This window comes from Allomuricauda sp. R78024 (genome assembly GCF_044596045.1).
Taxonomy (GTDB): domain Bacteria; phylum Bacteroidota; class Bacteroidia; order Flavobacteriales; family Flavobacteriaceae; genus Flagellimonas.
Map to the genome: position 1 here is coordinate 3,674,203 of NZ_CP138995.1, position 26,009 is coordinate 3,700,211.

At 37.5% G+C, this 26,009-nt stretch carries 18 protein-coding genes and 1 riboswitch; of the genes, 3 read left to right on the forward strand and 15 right to left on the reverse strand.

Translation table 11 applies throughout. From position 1 onward, the window contains the following. Positions 1 to 17: 17 nt before the first annotated feature. The 11 genes from SJY44_RS16650 to metK form a co-directional block, all read right to left on the reverse strand. Entirely contained in the window at positions 18 to 1,265 is a 1,248-nt protein-coding gene (locus SJY44_RS16650; protein WP_396590572.1) for a sulfate adenylyltransferase subunit 1, read from the reverse strand. 19 nt (positions 1,266 to 1,284) lie between these two features. Beyond that, positions 1,285 to 2,184, reverse strand: coding sequence for a sulfate adenylyltransferase subunit CysD (cysD, locus tag SJY44_RS16655; RefSeq protein ID WP_396592099.1), 900 nt, complete (start codon positions 2,182 to 2,184; stop codon positions 1,285 to 1,287). Positions 2,185 to 2,244: 60 nt separating this feature from the next. Further along, positions 2,245 to 2,868 (reverse strand): phosphoadenosine phosphosulfate reductase family protein, encoded by a 624-nt coding sequence (locus SJY44_RS16660; protein WP_396590573.1) that lies wholly within the window; start codon positions 2,866 to 2,868, stop codon positions 2,245 to 2,247. A gap of 12 nt (positions 2,869 to 2,880) precedes the next feature. Further along, positions 2,881 to 3,144, reverse strand: a complete 264-nt coding sequence (locus SJY44_RS16665) for a DUF2061 domain-containing protein (RefSeq protein ID WP_396590574.1) — start codon at positions 3,142 to 3,144, stop codon at positions 2,881 to 2,883. A 182-nt stretch (positions 3,145 to 3,326) separates the two neighbouring features. Then, a complete protein-coding gene (locus tag SJY44_RS16670) occupies positions 3,327 to 3,737 on the reverse strand; it encodes an Rrf2 family transcriptional regulator (RefSeq protein ID WP_147740801.1) in 411 nt (136 codons plus the stop codon). A 48-nt stretch (positions 3,738 to 3,785) separates the two neighbouring features. Beyond that, on the reverse strand, positions 3,786 to 4,955 hold the full coding sequence (locus SJY44_RS16675) for a trans-sulfuration enzyme family protein (RefSeq protein WP_396590575.1): 1,170 nt from the start codon (positions 4,953 to 4,955) through the stop codon (positions 3,786 to 3,788). Next, complete coding sequence (thrA, locus tag SJY44_RS16680) at positions 4,955 to 8,341, reverse strand: bifunctional aspartate kinase/homoserine dehydrogenase I (RefSeq protein WP_396590576.1); 3,387 nt, start codon at positions 8,339 to 8,341, stop codon at positions 4,955 to 4,957. Before thrA ends, SJY44_RS16675 begins: the two co-directional genes overlap by 1 nt. Positions 8,342 to 8,354: 13 nt before the next feature. Then, on the reverse strand, positions 8,355 to 9,647 hold the full coding sequence (locus tag SJY44_RS16685; RefSeq protein WP_396590577.1) for an O-acetylhomoserine aminocarboxypropyltransferase/cysteine synthase family protein: 1,293 nt from the start codon (positions 9,645 to 9,647) through the stop codon (positions 8,355 to 8,357). A 119-nt stretch (positions 9,648 to 9,766) separates the two neighbouring features. Continuing rightward, a riboswitch (SAM riboswitch) is annotated at positions 9,767 to 9,879 on the reverse strand. Between the two features lie 125 nt (positions 9,880 to 10,004). Beyond that, positions 10,005 to 10,676, reverse strand: a complete 672-nt coding sequence (locus tag SJY44_RS16690; protein WP_396590578.1) for a class I SAM-dependent methyltransferase — start codon at positions 10,674 to 10,676, stop codon at positions 10,005 to 10,007. After that, positions 10,673 to 12,607 carry a CocE/NonD family hydrolase gene (locus SJY44_RS16695; RefSeq protein WP_396590579.1) on the reverse strand — a complete coding sequence of 645 codons (1,935 nt, stop codon included), beginning with the start codon at positions 12,605 to 12,607 and terminating at the stop codon, positions 10,673 to 10,675. The genes SJY44_RS16690 and SJY44_RS16695 overlap by 4 nt, the downstream gene beginning before the upstream one ends. 103 nt (positions 12,608 to 12,710) lie before the next feature. Then, complete coding sequence (gene metK, locus SJY44_RS16700) at positions 12,711 to 13,964, reverse strand: methionine adenosyltransferase (RefSeq protein ID WP_396590580.1); 1,254 nt, start codon at positions 13,962 to 13,964, stop codon at positions 12,711 to 12,713. Between the two features lie 226 nt (positions 13,965 to 14,190). Between metK and SJY44_RS16705 the strand changes: the two genes are divergently transcribed. From SJY44_RS16705 to SJY44_RS16715, 3 genes are all read left to right on the forward strand, one after another. Next, positions 14,191 to 17,481: an amidohydrolase family protein gene (locus SJY44_RS16705; RefSeq protein ID WP_396590581.1), complete on the forward strand. Its 3,291-nt coding sequence runs from the start codon at positions 14,191 to 14,193 to the stop codon at positions 17,479 to 17,481. A 127-nt stretch (positions 17,482 to 17,608) separates the two neighbouring features. After that, on the forward strand, positions 17,609 to 18,223 hold the full coding sequence (locus SJY44_RS16710; RefSeq protein WP_109664232.1) for a deoxynucleoside kinase: 615 nt from the start codon (positions 17,609 to 17,611) through the stop codon (positions 18,221 to 18,223). A gap of 116 nt (positions 18,224 to 18,339) precedes the next feature. Continuing rightward, positions 18,340 to 19,092 carry an energy transducer TonB gene (locus tag SJY44_RS16715; RefSeq protein ID WP_396590582.1) on the forward strand — a complete coding sequence of 251 codons (753 nt, stop codon included), beginning with the start codon at positions 18,340 to 18,342 and terminating at the stop codon, positions 19,090 to 19,092. Between the two features lie 162 nt (positions 19,093 to 19,254). On the opposite strand, the gene SJY44_RS16720 is transcribed toward SJY44_RS16715, so the two are convergent. The 4 genes from SJY44_RS16720 to SJY44_RS16735 form a co-directional block, all read right to left on the reverse strand. Beyond that, a complete protein-coding gene (locus SJY44_RS16720) occupies positions 19,255 to 21,642 on the reverse strand; it encodes a sodium-translocating pyrophosphatase (RefSeq protein ID WP_396590583.1) in 2,388 nt (795 codons plus the stop codon). A gap of 115 nt (positions 21,643 to 21,757) precedes the next feature. Beyond that, the gene (locus SJY44_RS16725) at positions 21,758 to 22,285 is read right to left on the reverse strand and encodes an inorganic diphosphatase (protein WP_298930501.1); all 528 of its coding nucleotides are present in this window, start codon (positions 22,283 to 22,285) and stop codon (positions 21,758 to 21,760) included. 74 nt (positions 22,286 to 22,359) lie between these two features. Beyond that, entirely contained in the window at positions 22,360 to 24,855 is a 2,496-nt protein-coding gene (locus SJY44_RS16730; RefSeq protein ID WP_396590584.1) for a DUF5686 family protein, read from the reverse strand. Positions 24,856 to 25,012: 157 nt separating this feature from the next. Then, on the reverse strand, positions 25,013 to 25,990 hold the full coding sequence (locus SJY44_RS16735) for a pyruvate dehydrogenase complex E1 component subunit beta (protein ID WP_396590585.1): 978 nt from the start codon (positions 25,988 to 25,990) through the stop codon (positions 25,013 to 25,015). Positions 25,991 to 26,009: the final 19 nt, after the last annotated feature.

The window sequence follows — 26,009 nt, forward strand, 5'->3', positions numbered from 1 at the left end:
TTGCAGTTAAAATGGACTTAATTTATAAATCCTACTCCTGCAGTATTGTTTGTTCTGCTATCTAAAATGATAAAGGAACCGTTTGTACGATGATCTTTGAAACGATCGTAGAAAATAGGTTTGTTCAATTTTAATCGGACTTTGGCAATATCGTTCATCTGTAAGCTCGATACATTCTCTTCAATACCAGAATAATCGGGATGTATCTTGTGCTCAATGGCATCAACTTTAGCCAATACCTTATTCACTCCATGTTGAACCACATATTTTCCTCCAGTTCTCAAATTATCCGAATCCATCCAAGATATGGTTGCTGTAAGCTGTTTATCTATGGTAGGCAGATCTCCTGTTTTCACCAGCATATCTCCCCTACTTACATTCACCTCATCTTCCAAGGTAATGGTTACGGATGAACGCCTTGGAGCTGTTTGGTACTCTTGGTCATGAAAATAGATGTTCTTAATTCGACTGCGAGTCATGGAAGGCAACACCACTACGTCATCTCCAACATTCAATTCTCCGCCATATACTTTTCCGGCAAATCCGCGAAAATCATGATGCTCTTCCGTTTTTGGTCGAATTACATATTGTACCGGAAAACGTGGAGTACCCATATTAGATACTGCAGCCAAATCCAAACCTTCTAAATGCTCCAATAAGGTTTCGCCATTGTACCATGGTGTATTCTGAGATTTATCGACCACATTATCGCCCTTTAAGGCACTTACCGGGATAAAGGTGATTTTTTGGTCTGCATAATCACGCTTACTCATTAATTGCTCAAAATCAGCTTTGATAGCGTTATATTTTTCCTCTGAAAAATCTACCAAATCCATTTTATTTACAGCAACAATTACTTCCTTAACACGAAGCAGGTTATTGATAAAAAAATGTCTATTTGTCTGCTCTATCACTCCTTTTCTGGCATCTATTAAAATAATGGCCGCTTGAGATGTGGATGCCCCAGTCACCATGTTTCTAGTATATTCCACATGCCCCGGGGTGTCGGCAATAATGTAACTTTTTGATGCTGTTGAAAAGTAGATATGTGCTACATCTATAGTAATACCCTGCTCCCTTTCAGCAACTAAACCATCAGTAGCCAAGGAGAAATCGAGGTAGTCATATCCCTTTTGCTTACTTGTTTTTTCAATGGCCTCTAATTTATCATCTGTCAACGATTTGGTATCATAAAGTAATCTTCCAATCAAGGTACTTTTACCATCGTCCACACTGCCTGCTGTTGCTATTTTTAAAACTTCCATTTTTTATTTTTGATGGTTTTTAGAAATATCCTTGTTGTTTGCGTTTCTCCATTGCAGCTTCTGACCGCTTGTCATCAATCCTAGCTCCGCGTTCGGATATTTTGGATTCTCGAATTTCTGAAACCACCTTTTCAATGGTATCTGCATGGGATTCTACCGCTGCTGTACAAGACATATCTCCCACGGTCCTGAACCTTACCATACGTTCTTCCACTTTCTCATCTTCAGCTCTAAAGACAACAGCATCTTCGGCGGACCAAATCAATCCGTCTCTTAAAAAGATATTTCTTGGATGAGCGAAATAGATGGAAGGTATTTCAATATTTTCTTTTTGGATGTAGCTCCATACATCCAATTCTGTCCAGTTACTTATTGGAAAGACTCTTACGTTCTGACCTATTTCAATTTCACCGTTTAACATATCGAACAACTCTGGTCGTTGATTTTTTTCATCCCATTGACCGAAATCGTCACGAACGGAAAAAATGCGCTCTTTGGCTCTTGCCTTTTCTTCATCCCTTCTTGCTCCACCAATACAAGCATCAAATTTGAATTCTTCAATAGCATCTAACAAAGTTGTGGTTTGCAGCATATTTCTGCTGGCATATTTGCCCGTTTCTTCAATAACTTTGCCTTCATCTATGGAGTCTTGTACATTGCGCACAATTAACTCTACACCGAGTTCCTCTACCAATTTATCTCTAAATTCTATGGTTTCCGGAAAGTTATGCCCTGTATCAATATGCATCAAAGGGAAAGGAATCTTAGCTGGCCAAAATGCTTTTTGTGCCAAGCGTACCAAGGTTATCGAATCTTTTCCTCCCGAAAACAACAATACTGGCTTCTCGAATTGTGCGGCTACTTCACGAATAATATAAATGGCTTCATGCTCTAGAGCATTGGCATTTGGTCTGTTCAACGAGCCAAGTGTATTAGGGATTTGTACTTCTTCTAATAGTGTGTCCAAAAGTCTATTGATTTAGGTGTGTAATCCACATTCACGGTTCTCCAAAACCTTGGTGGGATCAAAATATTTGTGTTCGTTGGGTAATTGTCGATCTCTCAAATAGGCATCCAATTGGGTATCATTCCAGTAATAAAACGGGCTTACTTTAAGTACGCCGTCCTTACTTAAGCTCAAAACGTCCAATGAATCCCTATGTGCCGTCTGTCCTTTGCGCAGGTTGGTAAACCAAACATCTGGCTGGTGTTCCTCCATTGCTCTTCTAAACGGTTCCAGTTTTACTTGTTCTGTAAAAGTTGCATGCTGTGGGTTATCAATTTGAGGAATCCCCATTACGGAATCGCGATGTGCCGATGTCTGTTTTGGAACATATAATTTGATATTCAACCCTAAACGGGAAATCAAATCTTCTGCATGTATGTATGTATTGGGGGTATTGTACCCAGTATCACACCAAAGAATGGGAATCTCTGTAGAGACGTCGGTGACCGCATGAAGAATGGCAACCTCGTACGGTCTAAAATTGGTGGTGACCACCGGTCGCTTGCTATTGTTTAAAGCCCAAGAAATAATCTCCTGTGGAGCTATACCTCTAAATTGACGGTTTAAACTTTCTATTTCCTCTTTTAAGAATGCCATATTTTCAATTGTTTATTTACCCCAGTTAATACTGTTCCAAATTCTTTCATGAAAAAAATACAGCACCATTTTTGTAACCAATTCAACCATACCTATTGAAAATGCCAAGGACAAAGTTCCTGTAACCGCCCAAGAAATAAGAATGGTATCCAAGGTCCCAATTATTCTCCAACTAACTGATTTTGCAACACTACGTTTGGGTTTCTCAGAAGTTTTGTCCTTTGTGAAAGTATCTCTGTTTCCCCTATTGCCAATTATTAACTGATCTGCTATCATTCCTAATTATTATATTCCTATAGATTTAATAGGATAATCAAAAATAGAATTATTTATCAAAGTAAATCGTTAAAAGGATAATAAAATTACATTTACCCTATGGTTTTTATAGATTATAATAAATGCAATATGATTTATTATAAATATTTCGACCAAAACTCAAAAAAAATGAAGAATCTTAATTAGGAAATCAAATCTGCCAAGGTATTGTTTCTATATACTTCAAGAGCACTGTCCCTTACTTGGAGCATTAACTTATTGACTGAGCATTTATTTTCATCAGGGCAGTCATCACACTTTTCATAGAAATTAAGACTAACGCAAGGCACCATGGCAATAGGTCCTTCCAATACCCGCATTACTGAGGTCATTAAAATATCCTTGGGTTCCTTGATTAGATAGTATCCCCCACCCTTTCCTTTTTTAGAGCCTAGAAATCCATTTCGTCTGAGGGTGAGCAAAATGCTTTCCAAAAACTTCTGGGAAATGTTTTCATGTTTGGCTATTTCAGCAATTTGAACGGGCTCCTTACTATCTATTGAAGCGAGATACGTAAGGGCTTTTAAGCCATATTTTGTCTTCTTGGAGAGCATCTTACGAATATAGGGAAAATTAACAATTGACCTCCCTATTATAGTGCTTTACCCCAGCGCTTGTTCAATATCTGCTATAATATCATCAATATGTTCCAAACCAACCGAAACCCGCACCATACCATCAGAAATTCCAACAGACTTTCGTTCTTCTTTGGTCAATTTGCTATGGGTAGTTGATGCTGGGTGCGTTACAATACTCCTAGAATCACCTAAATTGGCGGAAAGGGACAATAACTTAATGGCATCAAAGAATTTTTTACCGGCCTCCAGCCCCCCTTTTACCTCAAAAGCTACTACGCATCCACCAGCTTTCATTTGTTTTTTTGCAATCTCATACTTAGGGTGCGACTTAAGAAATGGATATTTTACCCAATCTATTTTCTTATGACTTTCTAAGTATGTTGCCAATTGCAATGCATTGGAGCAATGTCTATCAACTCTAAGTGCCAAAGTTTCCAAACTTTTGGACAACACCCATGCATTAAATGGAGAAAGCGAAGGTCCTGTAATACGTGAAAATCTGTAGATTTTATCAATAAGCTCATTGCTCCCAACCGTAATTCCAGCCAAAACCCTTCCTTGGCCATCCATCAGTTTTGTCCCAGAATGAATTACCAAATCCGCTCCAAAATTTATGGGTTGCTGTAAATAGGGAGATGCAAAACAATTATCAATAATAAATATGAGATTATGTTTTTTGGCAATATTTCCTAAAATCTCCAAATCCAAAACATCAACACCTGGATTTGTAGGTGATTCAGCATATACAATTTTTGTGTTAGGAGTAATTAGTTCCTCAACAGCCTCTAAATTATTGATATCAAAGTAACTTGTGCCAATATTCCATTTGGGGAAAAATTGAGTGAAAAGTGTATGTGTAGAACCAAAAATACTTTTGGCCGAGACAATATGATCCCCACTCTCCAATAAAGCAGCAAATGTTGAAAAAACGGCTGCCATGCCCGAAGCAAATGCAAAGCCATTTTCTGCGCCTTCCATTTTACATACCTTATCTATAAACTCTGAAGAGTTTGGATTGGAATACCTTGAATAAATATTGCGTTCTTTCTCCTCTGCAAAAGAAGCTCTCATATCCTCTGCGTTCTCAAATACAAAACTGGATGTCAGATACAGTGGAGTGGAATGCTCTAAAAATTGTGTGCGCTCCAACTGTGTTCTTATCGCCTCTGTTTCAAATTTCCTCTCGTTCTTCATTATATTTTTTCTGCTATTCTTAAAATATCTCCAAAAACTCCTCTGGCGGTTACCGCAGCACCCGCTCCTGCACCTTGAATCACTAAGGGGTTTTCGCCATATGATTCTGTATAAATTTCAATTATGGAGTCCGAACCTTTAACCTGACCTAAAGCGCTTTCTTTTGGAACAGACACCAATTTTGCTTCCAATATTCCTTTATCCTGTTGCAAATCACCATATAGGTCACCAATATACCGTAATACAAACCCGTCTTTTTGATCTTGCTTAATCTTGCTGAACCTTTCATCCATTTCTGAAATGTTATCCATGAACTCATCAAAACTGATTGATTGTAATGGTTTAGGGATTAGATTGTCAATCTCAATATCTGAAAATTCATTTTGCAAGTCCAATTCGCGAGCTAAAATCAATAACTTCCTGCCTACATCATTGCCGGAAAGGTCTTCTCTTGGATCGGGCTCAGTATACCCTTTGTCCATTGCTTCTTTTACAATGGTAGAAAATGATGCTTCCTTTTCTGAAAAAGTATTGAAAATATAACTTAACGAGCCTGAGAAAACACCTTTTATACGGGTAATATTCTCTCCAGAAAGATGTAACAGTTTTATAGTATCTATAAGTGGTAACCCAGCCCCAACATTGGTTTCATAGAGATACTGCTTTTGATTTTTTTCGAGATGACTTCTAATTGATTTATAATAATCAAAACCTAAAGTATTGGCAATTTTATTGGATGAAACCAAATCAAACCCATGCGTAATGAAAAGTTCGTAGTTGGAAACAAACGCTTCACTTGCAGTGTTATCTACAGCTATTAAATTCTCCAAATGATTCTCTTTAGCAAAAGCTACAATGTCTTCTATTTGATATGGTTTCCCTCCTGTATCCAAATCCTTTTTCCAACTTTTTGCTATTCCATTTGCATTGAGCAATACTTTTCTCGAATTTGACACAGCAAAGACTCTAAGGTCTATTCCTTTTCGTTCTTCAATATTTTTTTCAGAATCCAAAATCTGATCTATCAAGGTTGCTCCCACGTTACCATGCCCAAAAATGGCCAGATTGATTTTCTTTGCAATTCCAAAGATTTGACCGTGAACTACATTGATGGCCTTGTGTAAGTCAGATTTTTTAACCACCAAACTCACATTCTTTCCCGAAACCGTATTATTGAAAAGTAAAGGGACAATTTGATTTTTCACCAAAGCATTAAATGGTTTATGAAAGGTGCTTAAATCCATCCCAACAATTGAGATCACGGAAACGTCTTCCATCACCGTAATCTGATTGATGTCGTAAGAACTATAATCCGTTTCAAACTCCAAATCCAATACTTTTTTTGCCCTTTGGGCCTTTTTGGATTCCACGACCAAACCAATCCCTCTTTCGGAAGAGCCTTGAGAGATTATCCCAACATTTATATTGTTTTGTCCTAAAGCTTTAAAAATACGGGCGTCTATCCCTACTTTGCCCAAAAGACCTCTCCCTTCTAAGTTAACCAACGCAACATCTTCTATTACAGACAAAGACTTTATACCTCCATTTTCAGTTTTGGGGCCTACAAGAGTTCCTTTATTATCATTATTGAACGTATTAAGAATACGCAAGGGAATGTTCTTTTCAATAAGCGGAATAATGGTTTTGGCATGTAGAATGTTAGCTCCAAAATTTGCAAGTTCGTTAGCCTCAGCATAAGAAATAACATCAATCAACTTGGCATCGCTAACTAAATCCGGATTGGCCGTAAAAATACCATCTACATGGGTATAGTTCACCAGTTCTTCGGCATCTAAGAAATTGGCCAACAGCGCTGCTGAATAGTTACTTCCATTTCTTCCTAAAGTTGTAGTCTCCCCTTCTCTATTAGATGCTATAAAACCTGTAATAATGGGTACAACATCTGAGTCCAATTCCTTAAAACAAAGAATTACATTTTCTTTTGAAATTGCTTCGTCAACCTCAGCATTATTAAACGTATCGTCTGTTTTAATCAACGCCCTAGAATCAATAAGCTGCGCTTTGATTCCTGATTCTATCAATAAGCCGGTTACAACTTTTCCGGAAAGCAATTCCCCGTAGGAAAGTAATTCATCCTTGGTTTTTAAACTATAGTCCCCTGTAAGTGAAACCCCTTTTAACAGCTTTTCTATATGCTGAAGTTCTTCCTTTATATCGGTTTTGGAATAAACGCTTTTTTGGTAGTTTGAAAAAAGATTTAAATCTTCTCTGAAATCCTTTCCTTTTGCAGCTTTTTTAAGCATGGATTCCAACTGATCCGTTGCCTTATCTCTAGCAGAAAGTACCACCGCAAAATTTTCCCTTTCTTTTGCTCTTTTTGAAATGATATTCAGCACATTTTCAATCCCTTCCCCATTGGCCAAAGATTTACCGCCAAACTTTAGGATCTTTATACGGTCTGTTTTTCCATTTTTCTGAAAGACAGGTTCCAAAAGATTTTCCAGTTGTTTAAACTCAATCAAAAAGGCATCATGCCCATGTAGAGACTGTACCTCACCATATGTCACGTTTGCATTTGCCTGAGCCAAATGCCTAAATGTTTCTTTGTTTTCTTCAGCAGTAAAAAACAAATCTGAATTAACACCAATTATATGAATCTTCGTTTCGCTTTGCTGAATCAAGTTAAAAGCATCATCTCCATTTCTAGTAATATCGATGGTCTTCAACAGTTGGTTCATCAATTTATATGCTGACAGCTGAAATCGTTCCTGTAGTTTTTCACCATGATGCATCAACCAACTTTCTACGTTGAAAACCTGAAGTTCTTCATTGGTGCTTCGCTTAAAACGTTCTTTAAAAGATTCCGGAGTTCTATAACATAGCATAGCGTGCATCCGTGCATCGTGAACTGGTTGTTTAGAATTTACCAAAAACTGTTCTTGGATTTGGCAATTTGCTATCAACCAATCTGTAGACTTCCAATCAGAAGCTACAGGGATTAAATGTTCAGTAATCTTTGGATTCAGTGCAGTCATCTCCCATGCAATGCCTCCGCCCAATGAACCACCAATAATTGCATACAACCGTTCAATTTTAAGTTGCTCCAATCCCGAAAGAAAAATCCGTGCAATATCACCAGCAACAAAATCCTTATAATTATCAATAACAAAACCATCATATCCGTTTCCTGGAATATTGAAAGCCAAAATGGTATAGGTATCTGTATTAATACATCTGTCCTTACCAATTAAATCTGACCACCACCCTTCTTCTCCCGTAACATTGGAGTTTCCTGTAAGCGCATGATTCACCAAAACAATAGGCGCAGTGTGCAATTTCTCCCCAAAAACCTGATAGGATAATTGTAAATCTTCAACAACGCCATTTAAGGTGGTATAGTTTTGTATGGTAATATGCTTTAGCATAAAATATTATTTATTAAGCCAAAATCGACTTATCAATTGTTGAAAACGCATGTTCTAAATCAGCTTTCAAATCAGATAAATCTTCTAGCCCAACTGATAATCTAATCAAGTCTTGAGATACTCCGGCATCTGCTTGTTGCTCTTCGTTCAATTGCTGATGCGTTGTACTTGCTGGATGAATAATTAAAGATTTGGTATCGCCAATATTTGCCAACAATGAGAATATCTTGGTAGCATCAGTCAATTTTTTTGCAGCTTCAAAACCACCTTTTACCCCAAAAGTTACCAAACCACTTTGCCCTTTTGGCAAGTATTCTTGAGCCAGCTTATAGTATTTATTCCCTTTTAACCCAGGGTAGTTTACCCAAGCTACTTCATCTCTATCCTGCAACCATTCTGCCAAAGCCAAAGCATTTTCACTATGCTGCTTGATTCTTACTGGCAAAGTTTCTAGGCCTTGAATAATTTGAAACGCATTAAATGGACTTAAAGCACCACCAAAATCACGCAAGCCTTCCAAAATCAATTTAAAAGTAAATGCAGCAGCACCTAAGGCCTCACTATAAACCAAACCATGATATCCCGCAGATGGTTCTGTAAATTCAGGAAATTTACCATTGGTCCAATCAAAGGTGCCAGCATCAATAATAGCACCACCTAAAGAGTTACCTTGCCCCCCAATGTATTTGGTCAATGAATGAATTACAAGGTTTGCACCATGCTCTATCGGATTTAACAATCCAGGAGTTGCCACGGTATTATCAACAATGAATGGCACTTTAGCTGTTTTCGCCTCTTTGGAAATAGCTTTTAAATCCAGCACATCCAGTTTAGGATTGCCCAAAGACTCCACAAAGAACGCTCTAGTATTTTCTTGTACCGCATCTTTAAATTTTGAAGGGTCGGATGCATCCACAAAGGTGGTAGTAATGCCCAATCGAGGTAATGTTACATTTAACAAGTTAAATGTACCTCCATACAAACTACTAGATGCTACTATGTGGTCACCAGCTTTTAACAGCGTTAACAATCCAGTAGAAATGGCGGCTGTGCCTGACGCAAAAACAGCAGCTCCCACTCCACCTTCAATAGCAGCAAGCCTATCTTGAAGTATTTGATTGGTAGGATTATTTAAACGTGTGTAAATAAACCCAAGTTCTGCTAACGAAAATAGATTAGCAGCATGTTCCGTGTCGTTAAAAACGTAAGATGTTGTTTGATAAATAGGTACTGCCCTAGTGCCACCAGTTTGGGTGGTGTCGTGTCCTGCATGCAAGGCATTGGTTGAAAATTTTTGATCACTCATGATTTCAGTTTTTTAAATTATTAGAATCGATAAAATAAAAAGCCAAACCCTATTCAATCCATAGGTTGATAGGATAAATCAAAAAGTTATAAGAAAGTGAAATCGATATAAATCGATGACTGTTATCTATTCCTAAATTACTTAGGATAGAATTTAGCACCTTCTTGACGTTGGAAGTCAAGGGTTGCTAAGGCTTCATAGGGTCTATTCCCTCCACCTTTCTTGATAACTATTCAATACGTGTTTGAACTTATTAGGACAAATATAAAGGTAGAATCTTTTAATATCCTAATGATTTTTGGAAATTTTGCGAATTCCAGTGATTTTTCAAGGATATGACCGATAGATTTCTCACACTCAGAACATTTTAAACAAGGTCGTTACCAAACACCCATCATTATTTGGAGAATCAAGAGACAATAACTGTTTCGTTTCCTTTACTTTTAAATAGAATGGGGCTTTACATAAATCCACGCCACTTTGTTTTTTCAATCGAGTTCCCTGACCGGAAATGATATCAGTATTGGCATAAAAATCGCCATGGGGCAAATGCTCCGTTAAAACAATATATTTAAAGTTATAGAGTTTGTCCACAATATTTCTGATTTCCGAATTGGATAAATGTTGCAATACTTGCCTTAGAATAGCGCAATCTGCTGATGGCAGGTTATCTTTTGCTATATCCAAACAATGGAATTCCAAATTTGGACTTTGAAATTTCTTCGTGTTAAAGTTGATCAGTTCTTCAACGATATCCACCGCAATGTATTTTTTGGTGTCCCCAGCCAATGCTGCACCAATATTGAAATCTCCACAACCTAAATCACAAACTGTTAATGGATTTTCAAAAGATTTTAAAAACGATTGCAAGACATCGACATACGGGTTGACCAATTCAGGAAGATGCGATCCATGGCCTGAATAAAAATCAGAACCATTGTCTCCCCAAAGTTTAGCCTCATAAATTTGTTCCATAACCGCTTTGGTAGGCCATGGTTGCTTAATTTTCTTAGCTGAAGCTATTTTCATTTTAAAATCGAAAACTCAATATTTGAATCAGTAAAAACAGTATGAGTCTGTGTTTTAAAATCAGTTTCATCTGCTTTGAATATATTTTCAACATAGGTCTGCGGATTCAAATCTATTAATGGAAACCAAGTACTTTGTACCTGTACCTGGAGTTTATGACCCTTCTTAATGGTATGGAAAACATCTTGCAATTTAATGGTTACATCAGTTTTCTTATTTGGAGTGAATGGTTCTGGATTTGAAAAACTATTTCTAAATCGTCCTCTTAGTACTTCACTTCGAATCATTAAATGATAATTGCTCATTTTAAGGTGATCCTGCATCTCCTCATTGGTTTCCGTATTGGCTGGATGTACATCGATAACCTTTACAACCCAATCTGATGCAGTTCCTGTAGTAGCCACCTTCAGTTTGGCTAAAATGTCACCAGCCAAGGTGAAATCTTCTTCCATGACATCAGTTTCAAAAACAAGCACATCTGAACGGCGCGCTGCAAAACGTTGGTCATCTGTCATGTATTTTCTGGGGGTAAGTACGGTTTTAACATCCTCAGAATACGGGACTGGTTTTTTGATATCACTAACAAATTTAATACCCGAAACTTCTTTCAACTCTGAAGTCAATTCTTGATTTTCGGAAAGGAACATGGTTTGCTTTTCAACGCCCTTAGGTGGCCAAGAATCGTATTCTTTCCATTCTTTTCTACCTGAATCGAAAACATAAGCTTCAGGAAGTCCACTATTTTTGTCACCTTCTCCTTTTAGAAAATGATTGAAAAATTTCGTTTCAATCTTTTCTTGATAAAATTCTGATATGGAATCTCCAAAATAATAATTACCCACTAAACTGCGACCATTTTGTCTTGCCCAGCGACCATGATCCCATGGCCCAAAAACCATCGTATTATAACTTTCTTTATTTTTTTCGATATTCTTATAGGTTTCCAACGGGCCGTAGAGGTCCTCAGCATCAAACCAACCACCAACAATCATGGTGGCTACGTGTGACTTGGATTTATCTAAATGTTGAATCAAACCGCGACTCTGCCATAACTCGTCATAGTTTGGATGTTCTTTAAGTTCATTCCAAAAATAATCGTCAGTTACTCCTTCTGGTCGCATGGTGGGCGTATCAACAGTTTCGTATTCAAAAAATGAGTTAAGGTTTTTCAAAGGACCTGCATCTAAAAAGAATTGATATTGGTCTTCTGTCTGTAAATCAGGAAATGTGTACCAAGCGGTGTCTATGGGTTGATCATTGTTTGGCCTTGGTGTACCAAAAAGGGATGTTACTCTAAAATAACTCAATAAATATGCCCCGTTATGGTGAAAATCATCAAAAAAGAAATCGCCAATGCAAGCTTGTGGAGAAGATGCTTTTAGAGCAGGATGTGCGTCAATAGTGGCATATGTTGCGTAGTAACCTGGATAAGAAATTCCCCAGACACCCACTTTACCATTATTATTTTCCACATTGTTCACCAACCATTCAATAGTGTCATACGTATCCGAACTTTCATCCACTTGATCATCGGAAGTTTTATTTGGAATATAGGCACGCATATTTTCATAGTGGCCTTCGCTCAACCATCTGCCCCTTACATCTTGATATACTACAATATTCCCCTCTTTCATTAAATGAATATTAGGTCCTATTTGCTTTCTAAAGTTTCCCTCTCCATATGGTCTTGAGCTGTAGGGAGTGCGTTGCATCAATATGGGGTATTCTTTTGAAACATCCTTGGGAGCATATATGGTAGTGTGTAATGTAACGCCATCACGCATTTCAATAGCTACTTCTTGCTTAGTGTAATTATCGGCCACATAAGTGTCCTCTTTTTCAACAGTATCTTGTTTGATGGTTTTTTTGCAGCTTACAGCCATTAACAAAAGACAAATACCAAGGAATATAAATCGAGTAGAACTTTTCATTCGGATAATTTTATTTCCTAAAACTACTAAAGTTCATAAGAGTATCCCAATAAAAAAGGGAGCCAATATTGGCTCCCTTTTTTATTTTGAAATAAATTTTGAATTATAAACCAAATGCAGTTTTTACTGCTTCGACCATATCTAGTTTTTCCCATGTAAACAGTTCTACTTCTTTTTCAATCTTTCCGTTGTATGGGGATTCAAAAACTTTGGTCAGTATTTGGGGTTGTTTTCCCATGTGACCATATGCGGCTGTTTCCAAATAGATTGGGTTTCTAAGTTTTAAGCGTTCTTCTATGGCAAATGGTCGCATATCGAACAACTCGGAAGCCTTTTCAGCTATTTCACCATCAGACAAATGAATATTGGATGTACCATAAGTATCTACAAAAATTGAAGTGGGCTCTACCACACCTATTGCATAGCTCACCTGTACAAGAATTTCATCAGCAACACCAGCTGCAACCAAATTCTTTGCAACATGTCTTGCCGCATATGCTGCGCTTCTATCTACTTTACTTGGGTCTTTTCCGCTAAAAGCACCACCTCCATGTGCTCCTTTTCCTCCATAGGTGTCCACAATTATTTTACGACCTGTAAGGCCTGTATCTCCATGTGGGCCGCCAATCACAAATTTTCCTGTTGGATTTATGTGATATTTGATTTGATCGTCAAAAAGAGCATGAATGTTTTTTGGTAATCTGTCCACAACTTTTGGAATCAGAATGGAGATGATATCTTCTTTGATTTTTGACAGCATTTGATCATCAGAATCGAAATCATCATGTTGCGTGGAAACCACAATAGTATCTATACGTTGAGGAACGTTATCATCAGAATACTCAATGGTTACTTGCGCTTTAGCATCTGGTCTTAAATAACCTATTTGGCTGCCCTCTCGTCTAAGTTCTGCTAAGATTTGAAGGATTTTGTGGGAAATGTCAAGAGCCAAAGGCATATAGTTTTCAGTCTCCTTTGTAGCGTAACCGAACATCATACCCTGGTCTCCTGCACCTTGGTCTTCTTTTTTTCCTCTATCAACTCCTTGATTTATATCTTGTGACTGCTCATGAATTAAAGAAATAACCCCACAAGAATCTCCACTAAATTGATATTCTCCTTTGGTATATCCTATATCATTGATAACCCTTCGGGCAATATTTTGAACATCTAAATAAGTGTGGCTTTTTACCTCGCCAGCCAACACCACTTGCCCAGTAGTGACCAAAGTTTCGCAAGCTACCTTGCTTTCAGGGTCAAAAGCTAAAAAATTGTCTAATAGCGCATCACTAATTTGATCCGCTATTTTGTCTGGGTGTCCTTCACTTACAGATTCTGATGTAAACAGATATGGCATGTATATAAAATTTACTGGAGGAAATTTGACGGCAAAGCCCAAAGAAGTTTACACCACTTTTTAGCATTTTTTTAGGGAGGTTGCAATCAGTCAAATCTTTCCTCAATAATTGTGTGCAAAAATATAAAAATGTTTTGGTCTTGAAAACCAAATAAAATTTTAAAATTCCTTTTCATGATAATACCCTCTTTATGCGTATTTTGTTCATTGACTAAAACTCTTTAAAATGAAAAACAAAATAGCACTCTCCACCCTTCTTGTCCTATTTACATTCTGCTCTTTTGGCCAAGAAAAAAAAGATGACAAAAAATGGGATGTCTCTAATCCTTACACGGATTGGAAAATCAATGATATTGCTTTGGAAACCGACGAAGGGACTTGGATGAACCTTGACATTAGCCCTGATGGCAGTCAAATTACATTTGACATGTTAGGAGACATTTATGTTATGCCAATAACTGGGGGAACTCCAAAAGTGTTGCGTTCTGGACTACCGTTTGAGGTGCAACCACGTTTTAGTCCAGATGGTAAAAAAATATCTTTTACTTCCGATGCCGGTGGTGGTGATAATATTTGGATTATGGGCACCGATGGAAAGAATCCAAAGCAAGTCACCAAGGAGAAATTTAGGTTACTGAATAATGCTGTTTGGACTGCAGATGGAAATCACATCATCGCCAGAAAACATTTTACCTCTCAACGTTCATTAGGGGCGGGAGAATTATGGCAATACCATATTACAGGTGGATCTGGCCTGCAGCTGACCAAAAGAAAAAATGACCAGCAAGATGTAAATGAACCTTCTATTTCCAGGGATGGAAAACACCTCTATTATTGTGAAGATATGTATTCAGGTGGTTTTTTCCAATATAACAAAAACCCAAACTCACAGATTTATGTTGTTAAACGTTATGATTTTGAAACTGGAAAAACTACTACAACCACAGGTGGACCTGGCAGTGCATCTAGGCCAACCGTATCTCCTGATAATAAAAAACTAGCTTTTATTAAGCGTGTGCGTACCAAAACTGTTTTGTTCATTCATGATTTAGATACTGGTGAAGAATGGCCTATATATGATGCGTTGAACAAAGATCAAATGGAAGCTTGGGCTCTTTTTGGTACCTATCCAAATTTTAGTTGGACACCCAATAACAAGGAAATTGTCTTTTGGTCGGGTGGAAAAATTCATAAAGTCAATATTGAAACCTTAAAAGTAGACCCTATCCCTTTCAAAATAAATACAACACTAAAAATAGCGGAAACCCATCGTGCTAAACATCAGGTAGATTCAGAAGAGTTTACAGCCAAGGTTATTCGTCATGTAAAGACTTCACCAGATGGAAAGAAGATTATATTCAGTGCTCTTGGATACTTATGGACTAAAACATTACCTAATGGTAGACCTAAACGATTAACCAATAGTGATGATCTTGAGTTTGAACCTTCATTTTCACCTGATGGAAAAGAAATCGTTTATGTTTCTTGGGATGATGAACAATTTGGTGCCATTCATAAAATAGCCTCAAATGGTGGTTCACCCACAAAAATGACTTCTACAAAAGGAATTTACCGTTTTCCTTCTTTCTCCAATGATGGAAAACACATTGTATACGGCAAGCAAAGCGGCAATAATGACCAAGGTCGAACCTTCACGAAAGAACCTGGAATTTATGTAATGTCTGCCAATGGAGGTAATTCAAAAAAACTAACCGATAATGGCTTAACTCCTACTTTCAGTGAGGATGACAAACGGATTTTCTTTCAAACAGGGGGGCAATTCTTTGGAGCACTTACAAAAGAGCTAAAAAGTGTGAATCTTAATGGCAAGGATGAACGGGTTCACTTTAAATCTAAATATGCAAATCATATTGTACCGTCACCAGATAATAAATGGCTACTATTCTCCAATCTGCACAAAGCATATATAGCACCAATGACAATTACAGGTCAAACCATTGAATTTGACCCAAAAAGCAAGGCTTTTCCAATTACACAAGTAGCCAAAGATGCTGGCTATAACTTGCATTGGTCCAACAACAGCAAAAAATTACATTGGACTTTAGGTAGTCAATATTTCTCAAATGATGTAAACCAACGCTTTACTTTTCTTCAAAATTCCCCAGACAGCATTCCACCAATGGTTGAAAAAGGAATTGATGTTGGTTTAATTACCAAAACGGATAGGCCCAAAGGCAGCATTGCTTTTACCAATGCTAGGATTATCACTATGGAAAACGATGTGGTTTTGGAAAATGCCACTATCATAATTAAGGATAATAAAATTGAAGCTATTGGTGTTTCATCAGAAGTTTCCGTACCCTCAAGCACAAAGGTATTTGATATGAAAGGCAAGACCATTATGCCCGGTATTGTAGATGCACATGCCCATATTGGTGCTTTTAGAGCAGGGCTGAACACTAAAAAGCACTGGCAATTATATGCAAATCTTGCCTATGGCGTAACGACTGCCCATGATCCATCCGCAAATAGCGAAACCGTCTTTGGCTTGTCGGAGCTTGTAAAAAGTGGAGAAATGGTGGGTCCTCGGATTTACTCTACTGGATTTATTCTTTATGGGGCGGATGGGGATTTTAAAGCGGTTATCAATAATTTAGAAGATGCCCGTTCTGCTATCCGAAGAACAAAAGCATTTGGTGCCACCTCTGTAAAAAGTTACAATCAGCCACGTAGAGAACAGAGACAACAAGTAATGCAGGCAGCCAAAGAACTAGGAGTCAATGTTGTACCCGAAGGCGGTTCAACGTTTTTTACCAATATGACCATGATTATGGACGGCCATACAGGTGTTGAACACAACATTCCCGTGGCACCTGTATATAAAGACATTGTTACCTTATGGAGCAATAGCAACAGTGGTTATACACCTACACTCATTGTAAATTATGGAGGAATGAATGGCGAATATTTCTACTATGAACGAGATAATGTCTGGGAAAACGAAAAGTTGCTCAAATATACTCCAAGACACATTGTAGATTCAAGAAGTCGTCATAGAACCAAAGTACCACAGGAGGAGTATAAAAACGGTCATATTTTAGTTTCCGAAACAGTAACAAAGCTTTCAAATGCCGGGGTAAAAGCAAATCTAGGTGCCCATGGTCAATTGCAAGGTCTTGGTGCACATTGGGAACTTTGGATGCTAAAGGCTGGAGGCATGACCAATATGGAAGCGTTAAAAGCGGCAACTATAAATGGCGCTCAATATATTGGTATGGGAGAGGAAATAGGTTCTTTAAAGGTTGGGAAACTGGCAGACTTAATTGTTTTAGACGAAAATCCATTGGAAAACATTGAAAACACAAATTCAGTGCGCTACACCATGATCAATGGCCGATTGTACGATATAGAGAACATGAATGAAATTGGCAATGAACCAAAAGAACGTGGCGTGTTCTATTGGGAAAACAACAAATACAACCAAGCTTTTCCTTGGCATGAACAAACTCAAAGTTTCAGTATTCCTGGATGTAGTTGTCACGCCCTAAAACATTGATAACGGTTATTTCGTCGAAAGGTTGATAAAAGGTGCAAAGTTGGTTTTACCTTAAACAAGATTCGTTGTATATTGTATCCCTTTCTATTAAACACAACAGTATAATAACCATTCAACAAAAAGACCCATGCACATTGCGGTAGCAGGAAACATTGGAGCAGGAAAAACTACATTAACTAATTTATTGGCAAAGCATTATAAATGGGAAGCCCATTTTGAAGATGTAGTGGACAATCCGTATTTAGATGATTTCTATACACAAATGGAGCGTTGGAGTTTTAACCTTCAGATTTACTTTTTGAATAGTCGTTACCGACAGATTTTGAAAATTCGTGAGGGAGGCAAAAAGGTCATCCAAGATCGGACGATTTATGAAGACGCCCATATTTTTGCTCCCAATCTTCACGCAATGGGGTTAATGACCAATCGCGATTTTGAGAATTACTCCAGTCTTTTTGATTTAATGGAAAGTTTGGTTCAACCACCAGATTTGCTCATCTATTTGCGCAGCTCCATTCCCAATTTGGTAAATCAAATCCACAAACGTGGACGGGATTATGAAAACAGCATCTCCATAGATTATTTAAGTAGATTAAATGAGCGTTATGAAGCTTGGGTAAACACCTATGAAAAAGGCAAGCTGTTGATCATTGATGTTGATGACATTAATTTTGTTGACGAACCTGAAGATTTAGGTACCGTGATTAATAAGATTGATGCAGAAATTCATGGATTGTTTTAATATCCACCACTAATAAATAGAAAAGTCAGAATTTCACTCGATCAAAAAGGTCGTTCACTCATTATGGCTTTCCTTCGGATGGTTTTCAAAGTAGTTTAGATTGAGTTTAAAACTCAATGGTATTAACTACACCTTTCATTATGAGAGGCAAAAATTTGAAAATTATGAGACCGAAAAAAAATCAAGAATTAGAATTAAAAAAGAACAGTGTACTCTATTTCTCTATTGGGATGGCAGCAGTTATGTTGCTTGCCTATGTCGCTTTGGAATGGAAAACATTTTATGAAACTCCTGAATTTGCGCAAAATTCAGAGAAATTAAACGATATAGATGAAGTACTCCCACCCATAACCATCAACTTACCTCCTCCACCGCCACCAAAAATTCAGACACCACCTGTAATTGAAATTGTCCCTGATGATGAAAAAATTATCGAAACTATAATTGAATCTACTGAAACTGATCAGGACAAAGAAATAATAGATATCAAAGATATCGTTGTGATTAAAGACCATGTTGATGAAGTGATTCCCTTTGCCGTCATTGAAAATGTACCTGTTTTTCCTGGCTGCGAAGATGCAGATGACAAACGAGCTTGTTTTCAGGAAATGATGCAAAAGCATGTGAGAAAAAATTTCCGTTATCCTGAGATTGCACAAGAAATGGGATTACAAGGAAGGGTAAGTTTAATGTTCACCATTCAAAAAGATGGGAGCATTGATGAGTTAAAAATGCGAGGACCTCATAAAGTTTTAGAAACAGAGGCGGCTAGAATTATCTCGAAATTACCTAAAATGACTCCAGGAAAACAAAGAGGAAATCCTGTTAAAGTGCCTTTTTCCATACCGATTACTTTTAAATTACAATAGATAGATCATACTGTCACAACATCGAGCGCAGTCGAGATGCTTAACTTGAATAGCTTTAGACTGCTCCTTCGACAGGCTTAGGATGACAAACAGAACTAACACAAAATAAAAAACCACGCTTAATGCGTGGTTTTTTAATATTTAAAAGTTATTTGAAAACTACTACTCTTTGGATGCTACTTTATAAGCATCTACCAATTTTTGAACTTCCTCTTTGGTAGCTCCAGTAAATTCTTTTGTTTCTTCTTTTGCTTCTCCAGCAACTTCGTAAGTTGATGTTACTACTGCCTTATATAAACCTTCAGCAGTATTGCTCATTTCAACACGAACTTGTTTTTCAACAGGTACGCTCTCTTTCATTCCATCCGTAGTGATAGAGATTTTAGTACTGTCTTCTTTTAGCATGCTAACCTCATCAGCTGGAGCAAGACTCACCAAACTTGGCGCAATAACCAAAGCCACAACGGACATCAACTTTAACAAGATGTTCAATGAAGGTCCAGAAGTATCTTTAAATGGATCTCCGACCGTATCGCCAACAACGGCAGCTTTATGTGCATCAGAGCCTTTGCGTCCGTCAGATTCAATCATTTTCTTAGCGTTATCCCAAGCACCACCTGCGTTTGATTGGAAAATAGCCATTAAAACACCACAAGTGGTTACACCTGCCAAAAGACCACCTAACATCTCAGCACCACCAATAAAACCAACAGCAACCGGAACGACAATAGCCAATAAACCTGGTAGTACCATTTCTTTAATAGAAGCCTTAGTAGAAATATCTACACATTTATCGTATTCTGCATATCCATCAGCTGCATCAAAAGTGGCACGCTGTTCAGTTGTCGCTTTAGACATATCTGAGTCAACAGCTCTCATTACTTCTAATGCCGCTTTTAATTGTGGAATATCTCTAAATTGACGACGAACCTCTTCGATCATTGCCATGGCAGCACGACCTACAGCATTCATAGACAAGGCAGAGAATACAAAAGGAAGCATTCCACCTACTAAAAGACCTGCCATAATTTTTGGTTGGGACACATCAATAGACGAAACATTTGCAACTTTCATAAATGCAGAGAATAAAGCCAAGGCTGTTAAGGCAGCAGAAGCAATTGCAAAACCTTTACCAATAGCGGCCGTTGTATTACCAACTGCATCCAGTTTATCTGTACGCTCACGAACTTCAGGATCTAGTTCTGCCATTTCAGCAATTCCTCCAGCATTATCAGAAATTGGTCCGTACGCATCAACAGCTAATTGAATACCTGTATTTGCCAACATACCTACTGCTGCAATTGCAATTCCGTAAAGGCCAGCAAAATGATGCGACACTAATATAGCAGCAGCAATCAATAAAATAGGAACCATAGTAGACATCATACCTACACCCAAACCTGCAATAATATTTGTTGCTGCACCTGTTTCAGACTGACGCACAATTGAGTTTACAGGTTTTGTACCTGTACCTGTATAATATTCTGTAATTTTCCCAACACCCAGACCTGCAACAAGACCAGCTAAGGTAGCCCAGAAGATTCCCATTGCTCCGAACGGTAAACCTTCAACGTTTTCAGGAATTAAAGCATGAATAATGAAGTAAGAAGCAACAACCATTAGGCCGGCGGAACCGAATTCACCAATATTTAATGCAGTTTGAGGATTACCACCATCTTTAACTCTTACAAAGAAGGTTCCAATAATAGACATGACAATACCTACCGCTGCTAATACCAATGGAAGATACACAGCACCTAAACCTGCAAAATCAGGAGTGATAATAAATGCACCCAATACCATGGTACCTATAATAGAGCCTACATAGGATTCAAATAAATCAGCACCCATACCAGCAACATCACCAACGTTATCACCAACATTATCCGCAATTGTAGCAGGATTCAAAGGGTGATCTTCAGGAATACCTGCCTCTACCTTACCTACTAAATCTGCGCCTACATCCGCTGCTTTAGTATAAATACCACCACCTACACGTGCAAAAAGCGCAATAGATGAAGCTCCCAATGAGAATCCAGAAAGTACATTTAATACCAAGCCCAAGTTTTCAGCACCAGGCCAAATGGATTGGTAAACTATGAACAAGCCACTAAGTCCTAATACCCCAAGACCAACAACTCCCAAGCCCATAACAGCACCACCAGCAAAAGCAACTTCTAAAGCTTTCCCCAAAGAAGTTTTAGCAGCTTGAGTGGTTCTAACGTTTGCTTTTGTAGCAACTTTCATTCCTATAAAACCTGCTAAAGCTGAACAAATAGCACCTACTACAAATGATAAGGCCACCATTCCATTTGATCCAACTTCATTATTTCCTTTGAAAAACAATAGGATAGCGACAGCAACTACGAAGATGCTTAATATTTTATATTCTGCTTTAAGGAAAGACATTGCTCCATCAGCAATATTTTTGGCAATCCTTGACATTTTAGCATCTCCTTCATCCTGCTTTCCAACCCACATATTCTTTATGAATACAAAGATCAGTGCCACAATACCAAATGCAGGCAGAAATTTTACGATTAATTCCATAGTGTTATAGTTATTTTAAGAGTTTTTTAGTGGCAGCAAAAGTAGTAAAATACAGACTAATAAAAAAAATGCACTTTTGGAGACCAAAAGTGCATAAATCTGTGCTCAATTTTATTTAAATTGTAAAGGTGCGCTTCTTTTTATGTTCGCTTTCTTCATAACGTTTAACGCATTGATGGTAAATATCTATTGCTTCATTAACATCACCCCAGCCCCCTGTATCTACCTTCTTTTCTTCCAAATCTTTATACACTTGAAAAAAATGTTCGATTTCTTTTAATCTATGCGGATTTAAATCGCTGATATCATCTCTTTTGCTCCAAATAGGGTCAGAAACAGGAACGCAAATAATTTTTTCATCTGGTCCTTTTTCATCGGTCATATGGAAAACCCCAATAGGTTTAACTTCCATTACCACCATTGGATAGGTAGGTTCTGTACCCAAAACCAAAACATCCAAAGGATCTTTATCCAATGCTAAAGTTTCTGGGACAAAACCATAGTCACCCGGGTACATCATCGATGAGAAAAGGGTTCGGTCAAAACGGATTTTATGCAAGGTGAAATCGTATTCGTATTTGTTTCTGCTGCCCTTTGGAATTTCTATAAGTACATCAAAGGTGACTTCTTCTTTTTTAGACATTTTGAGGTTTTTACTTTTGCAAAAATAGCTAGTATTGAAGGAATAAGATAAAGAAATTACTTTCTTAATATTAATTAAAAATTAAATCCGAAAGTTCCAGTAATACCAAATCGCCGTGCATCTGGATTATCTAAATAATTTCCTCTAAAGTTAAAGTCAATCCTAAGAATCTTAAAGATGTTCCCTATTCCAAATGAATACTCCCAATAAATTTGATCATTAGGCGCTATCAACGGAATGTTGGATGGAGCACTCAACGCGATATTTTCATCTGAAAGTTGGCCCCATGCTCCTCGTATTCCCACAATTTCCCTAAGGTTTAACTTTCTTAACACAGGGATTCTTGAAAAGAACCTTCCATTAAAATTATGCTCTAAATGTAATGTGGCATAGGTATCGGTCACAAATTCATAAAAATCCAAATTAGGAAAGGTATTGTACAAGGTAAAAAGCGTCTGGTTTCCAGGAACTACGCTTAATAAACTCAACGGTACCTCGCCAAAAGTCTTACCAAGTTCTACACTGCTAGTTAATCTACCAAAACCACCTATTTGCCATGGTTGCCTATACGAAAATTGAACCTTCTCGTAATCAAAATCGCTTTCCAAGAATCCACGTACACCTTTGGTATAATTAAGAAGAAGTGTGCTGTGATCATCGTTTATGCTTACACGTTCTACCCCATAACCTATAGTTCTTTTCCCGGGGGTATATATTAAGGTGGTATTTAGGTCAAATTGTTTTACCTCTGAAGAAATACCTGTTGGGGAATCTGGATCAATATAGTCCAGACCAAACGCATCTGGCAAAGCTGAATTTAACGTTCTGAAAGACCCTCCAAACCTAACTCTAAAATTCTTTGCGGGCTCTACCTCAAAATTCAGGGTTGATAAATTTATATTGGTCAGGCGATCATTGGCGCCAACCGTTACCAATGATGATGAAGCAATACTCCTTCCCAACACATCATTTGTGCTTGTAAGACTTAGTCCCAGCTGTTCAATGTCCCTCCGGTTTCCTCCTGAGAGAATCAATCTTGATTTTCTATCCAATAAAAACTTAGCAGAAAAACCGTGTTTTGCTTTTTTATCTGTAAATCCGTAGGCCATATACCCTTCCAATCGCCAGGTATCATTCTGCCCAAAATAGGTTCTAGCTCCAAGTCTAACACGCGTTCCCTCCGCATCATTAAATCCAAGGACGCTGTAGATATTACCAACATCAATATTCCACTTATCAATTTCTATATAACCGGAACCAAGAATGCTAACAATATCATAGTAGGTCCTAAACTTAGGAACCGTTTTCAATGTATCCAACAATTTAAATATACCCGACTCATCTTCATTAAGTGTTTCAAGTCTGGCATTTTTCCAGAATGTACTATCCCTTGCAAATACACGTGGATCATAGGGATCAGATTCTGCTTTGTAGAATTCTTCAGGACGATCCGTATCAAACTTGTAATTATCAAAGACTGTTGTTCGCTTACCATATACACCTCGCGACTTTTCCTTTTTAGAAAAACTAAAATCACTCAACATATAATCTCTTTTGAGCAAAAAGACCGAATCGTTTACAACATCAAACTCTTGTTCTATATAAATTTCCTTAACCCAGTTGATGTTAGCACTTTTAGTGACCTGAAGATTTATTTTTTTAATAGCGTAGGTAGTATCACTTACCCAAAAATCTCCTTTGAAGGTGAGTTCGTTTGTTCGTCTGGGGTAGTAAATAATATTGTAGCACCACTTATTGTCTATAAATGTACTGTCTGACAATACATAATTATAGGTATCTACTCCGGTTTTAGAGAGGGGACTGGTAAAACTCTTGTCAAAAAACTTCAGGTAATTATTATAAATGTCATAATCAGAATACAAATCCTCCACAAAAGCTGTTATGGATTGGTTTCCACTAAAACCTGAATTTTTATTACCCAACACATCTTCTTTTTCCTCATCCAAAATATTGTCTCCGTAAATCTTGGAAAAGCTTTCATTTAGGAAAATTGGCAGATAGGTCTTACCTGTAATTCTAGACGTATCCAAATCTTCAAACATGAATTCCAATCCTTTAAAGAGTTTACTCTTTATCAAGGCGCTATCTATGGTATTGAGGTCAAATTCTACTTTTTCATACTTATCGTATTGATATTGTTTGAATTTTCGAACCCCATTTTCCCGTTTCTTAGCCCATATCTTCTTTAAAATATCAATGGCAGGGTTATTTTTTTTGGATTGCTTGCCAGTGTATACGATAACTTCTTTAAGTTGTTCCGCAGATTCTTGCAAAGCAATCTCCATATTATAGTTTACCTTCTTATCCAGTAAAATTTCTTTAGTCTCATATCCAATAAAAGAAACAAGAATGGTACTATAGGTTTCATCAGATTCTATATAAAAGCGTCCATTATCATTAGTAATGGTCCCTTCAGAAGAGTCTTTAAAAATAATATTGGCAAAAGCTACAGGAGAACCTGTTTCATCCACAACAATACCTCCAACCTTTGTTTGGGAAAAAGCAAAAAAACAAGACGAGAAGAAAAAAATAAAAAGGAAACTTTTCATGTTTTGATATCTGTAGCATTAGGAAATCCACAAGTGGAGTTTCAAAAGTGCATGGTCAATTTGGTTTAAAAGTATTTTCTTATCAAAAACTATTCCTTAAAAAAAGCCTCGTCAACTTTTGTTGAAGAGGCTAATATACTTTACAAATATAAGTCTGTTATTTATATAACACTTTCTTAACAGCTTTGATCACATCTTCATGGTTTGGTAACCATTCAGCTAAAAGCACCGGGGAATATGGTGCAGGAGTATCTGCTGTGTTTATTTTTACAACAGGTGCATCCAAATAATCAAATGCCTTGTCTTGAACTTGATATGTAATTTCAGTAGCAACATTACCAAAAGGCCAAGCTTCTTCCAAAACTACCAGTCTATTGGTCTTCTTGACTGAAGTTAAAATCGCGTCATAATCCATTGGGCGAACAGTACGCAAGTCAATAATCTCACAGCTTATTCCTTCTTTTTCCAACTCATCTGCAGCCTTATATGCTTCTTTTATAATTTTTCCAAAAGAAACAATGGTAACATCGGTTCCTTCTCTTTTAATATCCGCAACACCTATCGGAATTGTAAATTCTCCTTCTGGCACCTCTCCTTTGTCGCCGTACATTTGTTCCGATTCCATGAAAATAACTGGATCATCATCACGAATTGCAGATTTCAGTAACCCCTTAGCATCAGCTGGGTTAGATGGCACAACAACCTTTAATCCTGGGCAATTGGCATACCAACTTTCAAAAGCTTGGGAATGTGTTGCCGCCAATTGTCCCGCAGATGCAGTAGGTCCCCTAAAAACTATGGGACATGGAAACTGGCCTGCAGACATTTGTCTAATCTTGGCAGCGTTATTTATGATTTGATCAATCCCTACCAAAGCAAAGTTAAAAGTCATAAACTCAATGATTGGTCTGTTTCCTATCATTGCAGAACCCACACCAATACCTGAAAAACCTAATTCAGAAATAGGAGTATCAATTACACGTTCTGGTCCAAACTCATCAAGCATTCCTTTAGAAGCTTTATAGGCTCCATTATACTCTGCAACCTCTTCACCCATTAAGTATATGGTATCATCTTTTCGCATCTCTTCGGACATTGCCTGTTGGATAGCTTCTCTGAACTGTAGTGTTTTCATTAAGTAGTACTAAAAAGTT

Excerpts from the sequence above, each read along its gene's own strand:
- thrA (WP_396590576.1), bottom strand. The coding sequence starts at position 8,341 with ATGCTAAAGCATATTACCATACAAAACTATACCACCTTAAATGGCGTT.
- SJY44_RS16720 (WP_396590583.1), bottom strand. The coding sequence starts at position 21,642 with ATGGAATTAATCGTAAAATTTCTGCCTGCATTTGGTATTGTGGCACTG.
- SJY44_RS16685 (WP_396590577.1), bottom strand. The coding sequence starts at position 9,647 with ATGAGTGATCAAAAATTTTCAACCAATGCCTTGCATGCAGGACACGAC.
- SJY44_RS16675 (WP_396590575.1), bottom strand. The coding sequence starts at position 4,955 with ATGAAGAACGAGAGGAAATTTGAAACAGAGGCGATAAGAACACAGTTG.
- SJY44_RS16715 (WP_396590582.1), top strand. The coding sequence starts at position 18,340 with ATGGTATTAACTACACCTTTCATTATGAGAGGCAAAAATTTGAAAATT.
- SJY44_RS16690 (WP_396590578.1), bottom strand. The coding sequence starts at position 10,676 with ATGAAAATAGCTTCAGCTAAGAAAATTAAGCAACCATGGCCTACCAAA.
- SJY44_RS16730 (WP_396590584.1), bottom strand. The coding sequence starts at position 24,855 with ATGAAAAGTTTCCTTTTTATTTTTTTCTTCTCGTCTTGTTTTTTTGCT.
- SJY44_RS16670 (WP_147740801.1), bottom strand. The coding sequence starts at position 3,737 with ATGCTCTCCAAGAAGACAAAATATGGCTTAAAAGCCCTTACGTATCTC.
- SJY44_RS16665 (WP_396590574.1), bottom strand. The coding sequence starts at position 3,144 with ATGATAGCAGATCAGTTAATAATTGGCAATAGGGGAAACAGAGATACT.
- SJY44_RS16695 (WP_396590579.1), bottom strand. The coding sequence starts at position 12,607 with ATGAAAAGTTCTACTCGATTTATATTCCTTGGTATTTGTCTTTTGTTA.
- SJY44_RS16725 (WP_298930501.1), bottom strand. The coding sequence starts at position 22,285 with ATGTCTAAAAAAGAAGAAGTCACCTTTGATGTACTTATAGAAATTCCA.
- SJY44_RS16660 (WP_396590573.1), bottom strand. The coding sequence starts at position 2,868 with ATGGCATTCTTAAAAGAGGAAATAGAAAGTTTAAACCGTCAATTTAGA.
- metK (WP_396590580.1), bottom strand. The coding sequence starts at position 13,964 with ATGCCATATCTGTTTACATCAGAATCTGTAAGTGAAGGACACCCAGAC.
- SJY44_RS16650 (WP_396590572.1), bottom strand. The coding sequence starts at position 1,265 with ATGGAAGTTTTAAAAATAGCAACAGCAGGCAGTGTGGACGATGGTAAA.
- SJY44_RS16735 (WP_396590585.1), bottom strand. The coding sequence starts at position 25,990 with ATGAAAACACTACAGTTCAGAGAAGCTATCCAACAGGCAATGTCCGAA.
- SJY44_RS16705 (WP_396590581.1), top strand. The coding sequence starts at position 14,191 with ATGAAAAACAAAATAGCACTCTCCACCCTTCTTGTCCTATTTACATTC.
- SJY44_RS16710 (WP_109664232.1), top strand. The coding sequence starts at position 17,609 with ATGCACATTGCGGTAGCAGGAAACATTGGAGCAGGAAAAACTACATTA.